At 34.0% G+C, this 13859-nt stretch carries 13 protein-coding genes; 7 read left to right on the top strand and 6 right to left on the bottom strand.

The genetic code is table 11. The annotated features are described in order from the left end of the window. Positions 1 to 125 precede the first annotated feature (125 nt). Positions 126 to 2096: a lamin tail domain-containing protein gene (locus NBRC110019_RS02315; protein WP_281751942.1), complete on the top strand. Its 1971-nt coding sequence runs from the start codon at positions 126 to 128 to the stop codon at positions 2094 to 2096. Positions 2097 to 2183: 87 nt separating this feature from the next. Next, a complete protein-coding gene (locus tag NBRC110019_RS02310) occupies positions 2184 to 3161 on the top strand; it encodes a LuxE/PaaK family acyltransferase (RefSeq protein WP_281751940.1) in 978 nt (325 codons plus the stop codon). Positions 3162 to 3218: 57 nt separating this feature from the next. Here the strand turns inward: NBRC110019_RS02310 and tyrS are convergent, their stop codons facing one another. The 3 genes from tyrS to NBRC110019_RS02295 all read right to left on the bottom strand — a co-directional run bounded on the left by tyrS (position 3219) and on the right by NBRC110019_RS02295 (position 6546). Further along, entirely contained in the window at positions 3219 to 4514 is a 1296-nt protein-coding gene (gene tyrS, locus NBRC110019_RS02305) for a tyrosine--tRNA ligase (RefSeq protein WP_281751938.1), read from the bottom strand. Between the two features lie 56 nt (positions 4515 to 4570). After that, entirely contained in the window at positions 4571 to 5041 is a 471-nt protein-coding gene (locus NBRC110019_RS02300; protein ID WP_281751936.1) for an Lrp/AsnC ligand binding domain-containing protein, read from the bottom strand. 134 nt (positions 5042 to 5175) lie between these two features. Continuing rightward, positions 5176 to 6546: a saccharopine dehydrogenase C-terminal domain-containing protein gene (locus NBRC110019_RS02295; RefSeq protein WP_281751934.1), complete on the bottom strand. Its 1371-nt coding sequence runs from the start codon at positions 6544 to 6546 to the stop codon at positions 5176 to 5178. Between the two features lie 97 nt (positions 6547 to 6643). Between NBRC110019_RS02295 and NBRC110019_RS02290 the strand changes: the two genes are divergently transcribed. Next, positions 6644 to 7027 carry a DUF423 domain-containing protein gene (locus tag NBRC110019_RS02290; protein ID WP_281751932.1) on the top strand — a complete coding sequence of 128 codons (384 nt, stop codon included), beginning with the start codon at positions 6644 to 6646 and terminating at the stop codon, positions 7025 to 7027. Between the two features lie 96 nt (positions 7028 to 7123). Further along, positions 7124 to 8728, top strand: a complete 1605-nt coding sequence (pckA, locus tag NBRC110019_RS02285; RefSeq protein ID WP_281751930.1) for a phosphoenolpyruvate carboxykinase (ATP) — start codon at positions 7124 to 7126, stop codon at positions 8726 to 8728. 98 nt (positions 8729 to 8826) lie between these two features. Here pckA and NBRC110019_RS02280 read toward each other — a convergent pair whose 3' ends face one another. Both NBRC110019_RS02280 and NBRC110019_RS16875 read right to left on the bottom strand, forming a co-directional pair. Then, positions 8827 to 9573: a uroporphyrinogen-III synthase gene (locus tag NBRC110019_RS02280; protein ID WP_281751928.1), complete on the bottom strand. Its 747-nt coding sequence runs from the start codon at positions 9571 to 9573 to the stop codon at positions 8827 to 8829. Between the two features lie 22 nt (positions 9574 to 9595). Beyond that, on the bottom strand, positions 9596 to 10216 hold the full coding sequence (locus NBRC110019_RS16875; protein ID WP_373876990.1) for a DUF4271 domain-containing protein: 621 nt from the start codon (positions 10214 to 10216) through the stop codon (positions 9596 to 9598). Positions 10217 to 10366: 150 nt separating this feature from the next. Here NBRC110019_RS16875 and NBRC110019_RS02275 point away from each other — a divergent pair, with 150 nt between their 5' ends. From NBRC110019_RS02275 to NBRC110019_RS02265, 3 genes are read left to right on the top strand one after another with little or no spacing between them, the layout of a single operon-like run. Then, positions 10367 to 11089 carry a polyprenol monophosphomannose synthase gene (locus tag NBRC110019_RS02275; RefSeq protein WP_281751926.1) on the top strand — a complete coding sequence of 241 codons (723 nt, stop codon included), beginning with the start codon at positions 10367 to 10369 and terminating at the stop codon, positions 11087 to 11089. Beyond that, the gene (locus NBRC110019_RS02270) at positions 11086 to 12417 is read left to right on the top strand and encodes a dihydroorotase (protein ID WP_281751924.1); all 1332 of its coding nucleotides are present in this window, start codon (positions 11086 to 11088) and stop codon (positions 12415 to 12417) included. The genes NBRC110019_RS02275 and NBRC110019_RS02270 overlap by 4 nt, the downstream gene beginning before the upstream one ends. Beyond that, positions 12417 to 12842: a DUF4296 domain-containing protein gene (locus NBRC110019_RS02265; protein ID WP_281751922.1), complete on the top strand. Its 426-nt coding sequence runs from the start codon at positions 12417 to 12419 to the stop codon at positions 12840 to 12842. The genes NBRC110019_RS02270 and NBRC110019_RS02265 overlap by 1 nt, the downstream gene beginning before the upstream one ends. On the opposite strand, the gene NBRC110019_RS02260 is transcribed toward NBRC110019_RS02265, so the two are convergent. Then, a complete protein-coding gene (locus tag NBRC110019_RS02260; protein WP_281751920.1) occupies positions 12835 to 13812 on the bottom strand; it encodes an NAD-dependent epimerase/dehydratase family protein in 978 nt (325 codons plus the stop codon). The two genes, NBRC110019_RS02265 and NBRC110019_RS02260, sit on opposite strands and share 8 nt — an antisense overlap. Positions 13813 to 13859: the final 47 nt, after the last annotated feature.

The following is a 13859-nucleotide window of genomic DNA, read 5'->3' as shown; positions in this document are numbered from 1 at the left end:
AATTTGAAACAATATCACTTAAACCTTACAAATACTGTTACCAAATCGTTAAAATGCATAACACAAAGCGCTTATAATGTTACATTTTACTAATTTTGAGTACAAAAAATTAAATTTCATATATTATGAAAAAAATCTACTCAATTATTTTACTTTTATTTGTAACTACGGCTTCTTTCTCACAAGCTTCCGACTTATACTTTAGTATGTACGCTGAAGGGTCTAGTAACAATAAATTTTTAGAAATCTACAATGGTACAGGAGCTGATGTTGACCTAACTGGTTATTCTCTTTCTACTTGCTCAAATGGGTGTAATGTTGCAGGTGAATTTGATTACCCTGATAATTATACATTTCCAGCAGGTACTACTTTATCAGATGGAGATGTTTTTGTACTTGCTAACCCGAGTGCTGATGCTACAATTTTAGCTGTAGCCGATGACACTTTCTCGTACCTAAGTAATGGAGACGATGCGATGGCATTAACTTTGGTTAATGCAACAGCTTCAACATACACTATTATCGATTTAATTGGTGATTTACAAGGAGACCCAGGAAGCGGATGGGACGTTGCTGGTGAAACTAATGGAACACAAAACCATACTTTAACTCGTAAAACTTCAGTTTGTGGACCAAACCCTAACGAATTAGGATCTTTTGGCACAAATGCTACTGATTCTGAATGGATTGTTACCGCTAGTAATTCTGGTTGGACCGATCTTGGTGCTTATACAGGCTGCTCTACCTCTCCTGCTTTAACTATTACTGCTCCGGCAGACGGATATGTTTTTAGTTCAGGTACTACCTCTACTACATTATCTTTCACTACTCAAAACTTTACTGTTGCCACAGCTGGTAATGGTGACGGACATATTCACTGGACTTTGAATAGCGGTAGCATGACAATGAAATATGATTTAACTGATGAAACAATCACCGTTGCTGATGGTGGAACATATACTGTTTATGCTGAATTAGTAGATGATTCTCATAACCCTCTTTCTCCTGCTGTTAACCAAACAATTACATTTAGCGTTGAAAACCCATGTGATTTAACATTAGGTACCGAAGCTGCTACTTGTGACGCTTCAACTTCAGGTGTAGACACCTACACTGCTACAATTGATTTTACAGGTGGAGGAACAGCATCTTATACTATAAACGTTAATGATGGTACAGTTGCTGGTGACGATCCTAGTGCTATGGCTTCTGGTACTATTTCTATTACAGGAGTAACCGAAGGTACTAACTTACAAGTAGACATTTTAGGAGGAACAGGTAGTAGTTGTGATTACTCTTTAACTATTGATTCGCCTGCATGTTTAGGTTCTGTAGTTTGTTCAAATCCTGGAGATTTAATTATTACAGAAGTTATGCAAAACCCTTCTGCGGTTTATGATGAAAACGGAGAATGGTTTGAAGTTTACAATACCACAGCTAGTGATATTAATATGTCTGGATGGACAGTAACAGACGAAACAAATACAACAACAGAAATGTTTATCATTAGTGCGTTAACAGTTCCTGCTAATGGATATGTTGTTTTTGGAAACAACGCTGATCAAACAACCAACGGAGGAGTTACTATTAATTACGAATACCCAAGTAACTTCTCATTAGGAAATAGTACAGATGGTATTATCATAGAATGTTCTAGTGCTATAATTGACCAAGTTGTATGGGATAATGGTTCTACCTTCCCTGATCCTTCTGGTTATAGTATGGAATTAGCTACTAACGCTTACGATGCTACTTCTAACGATCTTGGTAGTAATTGGGGTATTGCTTCAACTACTTATGGAGACGGTGATTATGGTACTCCTGGTACTACAAACTCTTACTCTTTAAGCACTATTAACTTTAATAATGTAACTTTTGAAGTTTATCCTAACCCTGTTACTAATGGTACTTTAAACATTACTAGTAGCATAGCTAACGATATGAATGTTCAAATATTTGATTTACTTGGAAAACAAGTAATTAACACTACGATTAGTAATAATATAGTGAACGTTTCTACTCTTGAGAAAGGCGTATACGTTTTAAAAGTAACTCAGAACGAAGCTTCTATTACTCAAAAATTAGTAATAAAATAAGTTTTATAATACTATATATTTAAAAGCTCTCCTTTATGGGGAGCTTTTTTATTTTGCTTAATTTTGAAGTTTAAAATTATAAACTCCATGAATACCGATTTTATATTTGATATTAAAAATGAAACCGACTTTACAGCAGCTGCTATTAAGGTTTTTAATTATCAGTATCAAAAAAATAAGGTATATCGGCTTTTCTGTAACTTACTTAAAACATCACCAGAAGAAGTTACCTCTTTAGAACACATACCATTTCTACCTATACAATTTTTTAAAACTCATGCAATAGTATCTTCTATCGCTCCTGTAGAAACTGTTTTTACCAGCAGCGGCACCACAGGCAGTACCACCAGTAAACATATGGTAACAGCTATTAGTATTTATGAGAAAAGCTACCGTAAAGGATTTGAATACTTTTATGGAAATATTGAAAACTATGTAGTTTTAGCCTTATTACCTTCTTATTTAGAAAGAACAGGATCGTCCCTTATTTATATGGTAGACGATCTTATTAAAAAAAGCAACAACCCTGAAAGCGGATTCTATCTTGATAATCTAGAAGAGCTAAAAGATAAACTTATTGCGCTTGATGAAAGCGGACAAAAAGTATTGCTTATAGGGGTATCATTTGCATTATTAGACCTTGTAGAAAAACATTCTTTTCAACTTAAAAATACTATTGTCATGGAAACAGGTGGTATGAAAGGGAAGCGAAAAGAAATGATTAGAACCGAACTTCACGAGGTACTTTCTAAAGGTTTTGGGGTACCCTACATACACTCTGAATACGGGATGACGGAATTATTGGCACAAGGATACTCTAAAGGCAATGGAATCTTCGAATGTTCTCCATGGATGAGTATTCTTACCAGAGATACCGAAGATGCGCTTACCATATTACCAAACGGTAAAAATGGAGGTATTAATGTAATAGATCTTGCCAATATTAACTCGTGCTCATTTATTGCCACTCAAGACCTTGGTAAAAAATACAAAGATGGCTCTTTTGAAGTAATAGGAAGATTTGACAATAGTGATATACGTGGTTGTAACCTTATGGTACTTTAAACAAAAAAATCCTGCCTTAAGAGACAGGATTTTTAATATGTATTAATTCGGAGACTTTTATTTAACCACTAAAACATAATAGTTTTTCTTACCTCTTTGTAACAACACAAATTTGTTATTAATAAGGTCTTCCTTTGTAATAGTGTAATCTTCTTTTACTTTTTCTTTGTTTACCGAAATCGCATTTTGTTTCAACTCACGTCTTGCTGCCCCATTCGAATCTAAGAATCCGGTTTTAGCCGCTAAAGCGCCAATCATATCTAATCCAGCTTCTATATCAGCCATTTCCACTTCAGCCTGTGGCACACCTTCAAAAACATCTAAAAAAGTTTTCTCATCTAATTCTTTCAAATCTTCAGAAGTAGATTTACCAAAAAGAATTTCAGACGCTTTAATTACTTTTTCGTACTCTTCTTCACTATGAACCGTAATAGTAACCTCTTTAGCTAATCTTTTTTGTAAAACTCTTAAATGAGGTGCTTCTGCATGCTCTGCTATCAAACTATCTATAGTTTCCTTTTCTAAGAAAGTGAATATTTTAATGTACTTAGCAGCATCTTCATCAGAAGTATTTAACCAATATTGATAAAATTTATAAGGTGAGGTTTTTTCAGGATCTAACCATACGTTACCACCTTCACTCTTACCAAACTTACTTCCATCACTTTTAGTAATTAACGGACAAGTTAAAGCATACCCTTTACCATTCTCCATTCTTCTAATAAGCTCGGTACCTGTAGTAATATTTCCCCACTGGTCACTTCCCCCCATTTGAAGTGTACATTGTTTTTCTTTGTACAAATGCATAAAATCGTACCCTTGCACTAACTGATATGTAAATTCTGTAAATGACATTCCCTCAGAAGATTCACCTGAGAGTCTGCTTTTTACCGAATCTTTAGCCATCATATAGTTTACAGTAATGTGTTTACCAACATCTCTGATAAATCCTAAGAAAGAAAAATTCTTCATCCAGTCATAGTTATTTACCATTACTGCTTCATTATCCAATCTTGAACTAAAATCTAAAAACTGAGAAAGTTGTCTCTTAACACATTCCTGATTATATTGTAAAGTAGCCTCGTCTAATAAGTTTCTTTCATTTGACTTACCAGAAGGATCACCTATCATTCCTGTAGCACCCCCCACCAAAGCATATGGCTTATGACCACTACGCTGAAAAAAAGCAAGTAACATAATAGGCACCAAATTACCTATATGCAGTGAATCGGCAGTAGGATCAAACCCTACGTAACCACTACGCATTTCTTCTAATAAATGTTCTTCTGCACCAGGCATTACGTCATGTATCATACCTCGCCATGTAAGCTCTTCAACAAAATTTTTAGCCATTATATTGTTTTTAAGAAGCAGCAAATATAATGGATTTGACGTGTTCTTTCAAGTGTTTAGATACCTATTTGCCTATCTATTTGCTGATTTAAAGAAATAAAAGTCTCAGTACGCGAGACTCCATCTATAGCTTGTATTTTATGGTTAAGCACATTCATTAAATGCTCATTATCCCTACATAGTATTTTAACCAAAATACTCCAGTTACCTGTAGTATAATGACACTCTAACACCTCAGGAATATCTTTTAAAACCTTTACAGCTTCCGGATTTCTCATAGCTTTATCAAGATAAATACCCACAAAAGCCATGGTAGAGTACCCTAAAACTTTAGGGTTAATAATGAATTTTGATCCGGCAAGGAGACCGCTTTGCTCTAATTTCCTCAATCTTTGGTGAATTGCAGCTCCCGAAATACCAATTTTTCGAGCAATTTCTAAAATAGGTTTACGAGCATCATCCATCAAGTATCTTAAAATTTTTTTATCAATACCATCTATGGTTACAGTATTCTTATCAGACTTCATTTTAAATTGTCATTTGAAACCAAAAATACATATTTAATTTAATTATGAAATATCTTTAAGAAAAATTAAGAAAATAGTATTTTTACGATTGCTTTTTCTACTTAAACGCATTTCAAGTACTTCCAAATTTAGTATTATCCAAAAACATTATTTGGGTTATACCCCATATAAGATACTTTTTCATGTCTAAATGTAATTCCAAGTGCACTTAATTCGTTAAGTATTGGCTCATAAATTTCTTTCGTTAACGGCAACAACACTCCTTTTTCCGTAACCTTATTATTAAGTATTAGCAAGGTTGCAATACCTAACGGTAATCCTACTGTTTTAGCCATAGCTGTATAGGCACTATTGGTACCTGTTACTACCATATGGGCATCTATTTGTTGTTTTTCTCCTTGTAACTCGTACCCTATTTTATGGTACATTACAATCATATCCTTATCATTTTCTTGCAAAGACCAGCTATTTTCAAGTATTCTCTGTAGCATTTGTGCGGGCGTTGCATTAGGAACTCCTATTTTTTTAGTAGCACTAAACAAATCCAATTCTTCTAGTTTTTGCCACATTACATCATCCTGATCTATTTTAAGATAATGGCGTAGCTTTAACTCAACCGAGTCAGAAGGTGAATAAGCTAAAAATAGGTTTAAAAAATCACGATAGCTCATATGTTCAGAATCTTCAATTACATACGAATCATCTGTCATCCCCAACTGTACAAACATATTCCAGGCTCTTGAAAAACCAACCCTTCTAATAGTACCTCTGTAAAATGTAAGAATATCATCTAACCCATAAATAGATCTATACTTTAAGGAGTCCCTATTGGCATAAGCTTCAAAACCTCCGTACCCTTCAATATTTAAAAACTCTGTTCTTCTAAATAGCTTATGGTAAGGAATATACTTATACGTACCTTCTTGAATAAACTTGGCAGCTCCTCCCTGACCGGCAAGCACAACATTTCTGGGGTTCCAGGTGAATTTATAATTCCAAAGATTAGAGTCACTTTCAGGTGCTAATAAACCCCCACAAAACGATTCAAACAATAACAGTTTACCTCCCTTATCGGTTACATCATCAATTATTTTCATAGCACTCATATGGTCTATTCCCGGATCTAAGCCTACCTCATTCAAGAAAATCAACCCACTACCTTTAACCTCCATATGCATCTTTTTCATCTCCTCACTTATATATGATGCCGTTACCAAATTCTTTTTAAATGTTAAACAAAGTTTGGCTATCTTAATATGAAGAAAAGCAGGCAGCATTGAAACCACAATAGAAGAATATTCGATCAGTTTAGCAACTTCCTCCTTATTATTTATGTCTACAGTTTTTAACTTAAAAAAAGTACTTTCTTTAATTTCAGGAGAAACTGCATGAAAGCATTTATCTACTATTGTAATTTCTAATGCCTCTTTTGCTGCTATATTTAAAAAATAATCAAATAAAAATGCTGTTGACTTACCAGCTCCAAATACTACTATGCTTCTCATAATTTTACTAATATGTTCCGTAACTTAGCAAACTAAGTTATAACTTGTTTTAATTGTAACTTAAATGTAAGTATTTGTTATATATATAAAAAATATCATGCGTACACATAAGAATATTTTAACGCTTACCGCGGTTTTAGGAATGTTAACTGTACTATTTGGAGCCTTTGGAGCTCACGGACTAAAGAAAATTGTAAGTCCTGAACAAGTAGAAACCTTTAAAACAGGAGTCACCTATCAAATGTACCACGTGTTTGCTCTTTTGGCACTTGGACTTTCTAAAATTGCAGACAAACATAAAAAGCAGATAGCCATTTTTATGGCAATAGGTATTTTACTGTTTTCAGGCTCTATCTATTTGTTAACCTTTAAAGATGTACTTAGTCTCGATATCAGTTTTATTGGGCCGGCAACCCCTATAGGAGGTGTTTGCTTTATTGTAGGCTGGGGGCTTATGGCATGGCGTTTTAAAAATTTATAGATAGTAAAATAGCAAGAAACACCCATAATAAAACGTTGTAGTTTTCTTTTATTATTACATTTGTTATACAACAGAAACACAACAAACAAATATATTATGGCAAATACAAGCAACATAGCCCCTGTTATTTCTTTAGACTATTTAGGAATTAACAAGGCTAAGGCTCATTATCAGCTTTCGCCGGAAGAGCTACAGCAAATTACACTTGAAAAGGGCTTAGGTACAGAAACCAATAACGGTACCTTAGCTATAAACACTGGTGAATTTACCGGAAGGTCTCCTATGGATCGATTTATTGTTAAAGATGCAATTACCGAAGATAAGGTTTGGTGGGGCTCTGTAAACATTCCTTTTGAAAGTGAAGCCTTTGACAAACTTTACACCAAGGTAACTAATTACCTTTCTGAGAAAGAAGTATACGTAAGAGATGCTTATGCATGTGCTGATCCGAATTATCAGATGAATATTCGTGTTGTTACCGACTACCCTTGGAGCAATCTGTTTGCCTATAATATGTTTTTACGACCAACAGAGGAAGAGTTAGCAGACTTTACACCAGAATGGACCATTATTAATGCGCCTGAATTTATGGCGAACCCTAAAGTAGATGGCACGCGTCAACATAACTTTGCCATTTTGGATTTTACACGTAAAATTGCTCTTATTGGGGGTACCGGTTATACAGGTGAAATTAAAAAAGGAATCTTTTCTGCTTTGAATTTCATTCTTCCGGTTGAAAAAGAAACATTTCCTATGCACTGTAGTGCTAACGTAGGTAAAGATGAGGATACCGCTATATTTTTTGGACTATCAGGTACTGGTAAAACCACTTTATCAGCAGATCCGGACAGAAAATTAATTGGGGATGATGAGCATGGGTGGACTCCTGAAAACACCGTTTTCAACTTCGAAGGAGGTTGCTATGCGAAGGTTATAGATCTAACTGAAGAGAAAGAACCTGAAATTTTCCATGCGATTAAAAAAGGGGCTCTATTAGAAAACGTACTCTTAAAAGATGATGGTTCTGTAGATTTTGAAGACACCTCTATTACACAAAACACTAGAGTAAGTTACCCTTTAGAGCATATAGAAAATACACAAACTCCATCTATAGGTAAAAATCCTAAAAATATATTTTTCTTAACCGCAGACGCTTTTGGTGTATTACCTCCTATTTCTAAATTAACTCCAGGGCAAGCAGCCTATCATTTTATTTCTGGATACACCGCTAAAGTAGCCGGAACAGAAGCCGGAATTGATGAGCCTTTACCAAGTTTTTCCGCTTGTTTTGGGGCACCATTTATGCCGCTACACCCAACTGTATATGCAGAAATGCTCATTGAAAAAATGAAAGAAACAGGGGTTAATGTTTGGTTAGTAAACACCGGATGGACAGGTGGACCTTATGGCGTAGGACATCGAATGAAACTTAAATACACAAGAGCCATGATTACAGCTGCCATGAATGGAAATCTTGGAACTATTAACGATAGAGATTACAGAATACACTCTGTTTTTGGTGTTGCTTTACCAAACTCTTGTCCTAATGTACCATCAGAAGTTTTAAGCCCTAGACAAACCTGGAATAACGATGATGCTTATTATAAAAAAGCAAATCAGTTAGCTAATGCTTTTAAGGAAAATTTCAAAAAATTTGAAGAATACGCTAATGATGAAATATTAGCGGGAGGACCCAAATAAAAATCTATTTAGTTTTATTGTAGTTAGTTAGTAGTGCTTCTAAAAAGGGGCTGTAATGCATGCAGTCCCTTTTTAGAATAGCACATAAAATATATATCTTATTTTTTATTTACCTCTACAATATATTTTTCTAAAGCCATAGTCATAGACGGAGTATCGGGTGTTGGTGCCAAAATATCGATACGCAACCCAGCTTCTTCCGCAGCTTTATTAGTAGTATTACCAAAAACAGCTATACGCGTATCATTTTGTTTAAAGTCAGGAAAGTTTTTAAACAAAGATTCTATACCTGAAGGACTAAAGAAAGCCAAGATATCGTAATATACATCTTTAAGATCAGAAAGATCACTTACTACAGTTTTGTAGAAAACGCCTCTTACCCAATTTACTTTAAGCTTGTCTAATGCAGCAGGTACATCAGGTTTTAAAATATCAGAAGAAGGCAATAAGAACTTCTCGTCCTTATACTTTTTAATTAATGGAGTCAATTCAGAAAAGTTCCGTTTTCCAACGTAAATTTTTCTTTTTCTGTAAACCACATATTTTTGCAAATAATAGGCTACAGCTTCAGATTGACAAAAGTATTTCATACTATCAGGCACCTTAAACCTCATCTCTTCTGCTACTCTAAAAAAATGATCGACAGAATTTCTACTAGTAAGTATAATGGCAGTGAAGACAGACAAATCGACTTTCTGATGTCTTATGTCCTTTGCATCTACTCCCTCGACGTGAATGAATGGTCTAAAATCGATTTTTACTTTTTGCTTCTCTTCAAGTTGAGAATACGGTGAATGTTCTACTTTAGGTTCTGGCTGAGAAACCAAGATTGTTTTCACTTTCATGTATACCCTGTATTTATTGTCGCTAATAAATTGTTATATAAGCACCTAAAATTAACAAAGGTGCTATTTCGAAAGCGCAAAGATACAAAATAATATATAAGAAATAATTAAGGATTAATTTTTGATAATTTTTCAACATGTCTAGTATTCCAATAAAATTTAATAGAAGAAATACAAAAACTGATAATATTAAAAATATACTTGACAGGTTTTTGTTATAAAATGCAAAAGCCATTCCTATCAACAAAACAAAAGAACTAAAGTTTAAGTAACTGATTTTCCTATAAATATACTGATAGGTGATTCTATTTATGTTTAAGATTGCAGAGACAAGTATCTGTACTACAAGTTTGGTCAACACAAAAACAAACACCCCTACCAAAGCCATCCAGTATTCTATTTTAATTGCATTAAAGATTTTAATATGATGTGTTGTAATCATATACCAAACAAAAACACCAAAACTTATTATCTGAACAACCAGCATAATTAGGGTAAATGGATTTTCGAGGTTCTTTTCTCTAAGCGCTGCAGAAAAATATTTATTACTAAAGGGTAGCTGTAAAAATTCTAAAAATCTGTGGTAGTACATCTGTTTTGCAAACCAAACAACACCCAATACCAACACAAAGGTAAGGGTCACATAATCATTTTCAACAAGGGTTCTTTTAATTACCTCCAACTCTATATAATATGGGCTAAAATTACGTTATTTCTGTTAAATAAAAGATAAACAAACGGTACTAGCAATCAAATTTTTAGAAAAGTTTATTTTTGCTAAAATTTTTTACACATGGCAAAAAGCCTGGTTGTTATACCTACATATAATGAAATAGAGAATATAGAGGCTATTCTTAAAGAGGTGCTTCAACAACCATCTCAATTTGAGGTATTGGTAGTTGATGACAATTCTCCAGACGGAACTGCCGATGCAGTTAATGTGCTTATGGAAATGTATCCGCAGAGAGTACACCTAGAAGTGCGTACCGAAAAATCAGGTTTAGGTACTGCTTATTTACATGGGTTTCATTGGGCACTACAAAAAGATTATGAGTACATATTTGAGATGGATGCCGATTTTTCGCATAATCCAAATGATTTGGAAGCGCTACTTGATGCCTGCCAAAACAAAAATGTCGATCTTGCTATTGGTTCCAGATATGTAAAAGGCATTACAGTTGTAAACTGGCCTTTAAACAGAATTCTTTTATCCTATGGCGCTTCTAAATATGTGAAATGGATAACTGGAATGAATGTAAACGATTCTACGGCAGGATTTATTTGCTACAAAAGAAAAGTATTGGAAACCATCGATTTATCTAAAATTCATTTCGTTGGCTATGCTTTCCAAATTGAAATGAAATTTAAAGCATCACTAAAAAAGTTTACTATCATAGAAATTCCTGTTATTTTTACAGACCGGGTAAAAGGAATATCAAAAATGAGCGGTTCTATTATTTATGAAGCCATTTTTGGAGTAATCTCAATGAAAATAAAAAGTATTTTTCACAAATGAAATATCTGATTAAAAACGCAAAAGTAGTTAACGAAGGAACAGTTAAAATTTCGGACGTACTGATTAATAAGGAACGTATTGAAAAAATTGCTTCCCACATAACAGACGACAGTGCTAAAATAATTGATGCCGAAGGACATTATCTCCTACCTGGAATTATTGATGATCAGGTACATTTTAGAGAGCCAGGGTTAACTCACAAAGGAAATATAGCTTCTGAAAGTAGAGCTGCCGTTGCAGGGGGTATTACTACTTTTATGGAGCAACCAAATACCAATCCGCAAACTACTACTATTGAAAAATTAGAAGGCAAATTTGATATTGCAAAAAACACCTCATACGCTAATTATTCTTTCTTTTTTGGAGGCACCAATGATAACCTTGAAGAATTAAAGAGATTAGATAACAAATCGTGTGCTGGAGTTAAACTTTTCTTAGGATCTTCTACCGGAAACATGTTAGTAGATAACGAAAAAGTTATTGAGAGTATTTTTTCTAATACAGATATGGTAATTGCAGCGCATTGTGAAGATGAAGGCACCATACGTCGCAACATGGAAATCTATAAAGAAAAATACGGCGACGATATTCCTATAAAGTATCACCCAATTATCAGAAGTGAAGAAGCGTGTTTTTTATCTTCTTCAAAAGCTATTAATTTAGCAAAAAAGACTGGTGCACGCCTACATGTTTTTCACGTTTCTACTGAAAAGGAAACACACTTATTTACGAACGATATTCCCTTAGCCGAGAAAAAAATAACTGCTGAAGTATGTTTGCATCACCTTTGGTTTACTGATGCTGATTACGACACCAAGCAAACCTTCATAAAATGGAATCCTGCTGTGAAAACGCAAAAAGATAAAGATGGTTTATGGAAAGCATTATTGGATGACCGTATAGATATTATTGCAACAGACCATGCACCACATACCATAGAAGAAAAAAAACAAGTTTATACTAAAGCACCTTCTGGAGGTCCTCTAGTACAGCATGCCTTAGTGGCTTGGATGGAATACGTAAATAACGGAACCTTACCAATTGAAAAATTGGCGCAAAAAATGTGTCATAACCCAGCTATATTATTTGATATTAAAGAACGTGGTTATATAAGAGAAGGGTATTATGCCGATTTAGTTTTAGTAAACCCTTATGCACCTTGGGAAGTTGTTACTGATAATATTGAATATGCCTGTAAATGGTCTCCGTTTGAAGGTACTACGTTTGCATCAAAAGTAACTCATACCTTTGTTAATGGCCATCTAGCTTATGAAAATGGAATGATTTCTGAAGAGAGAAATGCTAAAAGACTAACATTTAATAGATAATGAAAAGAATACTGCTACTTATTGGTATTTGTACAAGCTTGTATAGCTGTAAACAAAATTTGGTTAAAGAACCTGACAATATTATTCCATCTGATAAGATGGAGAAAATCATTTATGACTTAAGCATTTTAAATGCCATGAAAGCAGTAGAAAACGGTTCATTGAAAGAAAACAACATAAACCCTAAAGAGTTTCTTTTTAAGAAATACAAAATAGATAGTGCGCAATTTGCAAAAAGCAGCGTTTACTATGCTGCAAAAAACCCAGAAGCATATGGTGAAATATATGAAAGAGTAAAAGCAAAAATTGAAGTACAGGTAGATAAAATTCAGGATTCTATTGATGCTGCAAGGAAAGAACTTCAAAAAGAAAAAAACAAACAACTATCCGAAGAAAAAAAACCAGTTAACATAACTATTAAATAGCACAACTTTTAATAGCTTCTTTCATAGGTTTAAAAGTAAAACCTAATGCTTTTATTTTACTACTTGAGTAATTACTTTTCTCATCTAAAGAAGTTACTGTAAGTTTTGTAAATTGTCTGTTACCTAAGGTAAATACGCCCTTTATAACGTCTAGCACTCGTACTATATTTAAAATGTTTTTACCTATTTCTTTATTTGGTGGTGTTTTACCTAAAGCAGAAGCAACATCGGTTAGCATATCTTTGTAACTCATATTTTCAGAAACCAATACAAAACGTTCATTATAAGCTTCCTTTTGTTTTAGAAAAAAAAGTGCATCAATTACATCTGTCACCGATACAAAACCACTACCTCCACAGGTATAATATCGTAATCCTTTTTTAACACGTTCAAAGACCTCCATACTCTTGCTGTAAACACCTGTACCAAAAATAACACCTGGATTTACCACAATAACAGGAATTCCTTCCTGTGATGCTCTCCAAACCTCCATTTCAGCACCATATTTTGTAATCGCATAAATACTATGATCTTCTTCCTGATTCCAGTAACATTTTTCATCCACAAACCCTTCCTTATTAGCAGGTCCTAACGCTGCAATAGAACTGATAAAAAATAATCTATCTACTTTATTCGCTATCGCAAAATTAACTACATTGGCAGTACCTTCAATATTAATAGTTCTTAATGCCCTATATTCTTTCGGGGTAAAAGAAATGAGTCCGGCACAATGGTATACCTCAGTTACGCATTCAAAAGCCTTTTCCAAAGCGGGCACTTCTCTTATATCTGCCTGAATCCAATCTATCCTATTAAACTGTTCTTGTTTATCATCAAACAAAATACTTTTACGCAACGCTTCTATTTTTTCTTCAGATCTATAGATAGCACGTATTTGTTGGTTTTGTTCCAACAATTTAACTAGCAAATGTGCTCCTACCATACCCGTAGCTCCAGTAACTAAAATCATAAGGTAAAAATAAACAAAGTAATTAGTACTCCATAAAAAAACGACCG

Origin of the sequence: Neptunitalea chrysea, from assembly GCF_027924145.1 — a bacterium.
Lineage (GTDB): Bacteria > Bacteroidota > Bacteroidia > Flavobacteriales > Flavobacteriaceae > Neptunitalea > Neptunitalea chrysea.
Note: the sequence above shows the minus strand (reverse complement) of the source record. Positions and strands in the feature narration are given on the sequence as shown.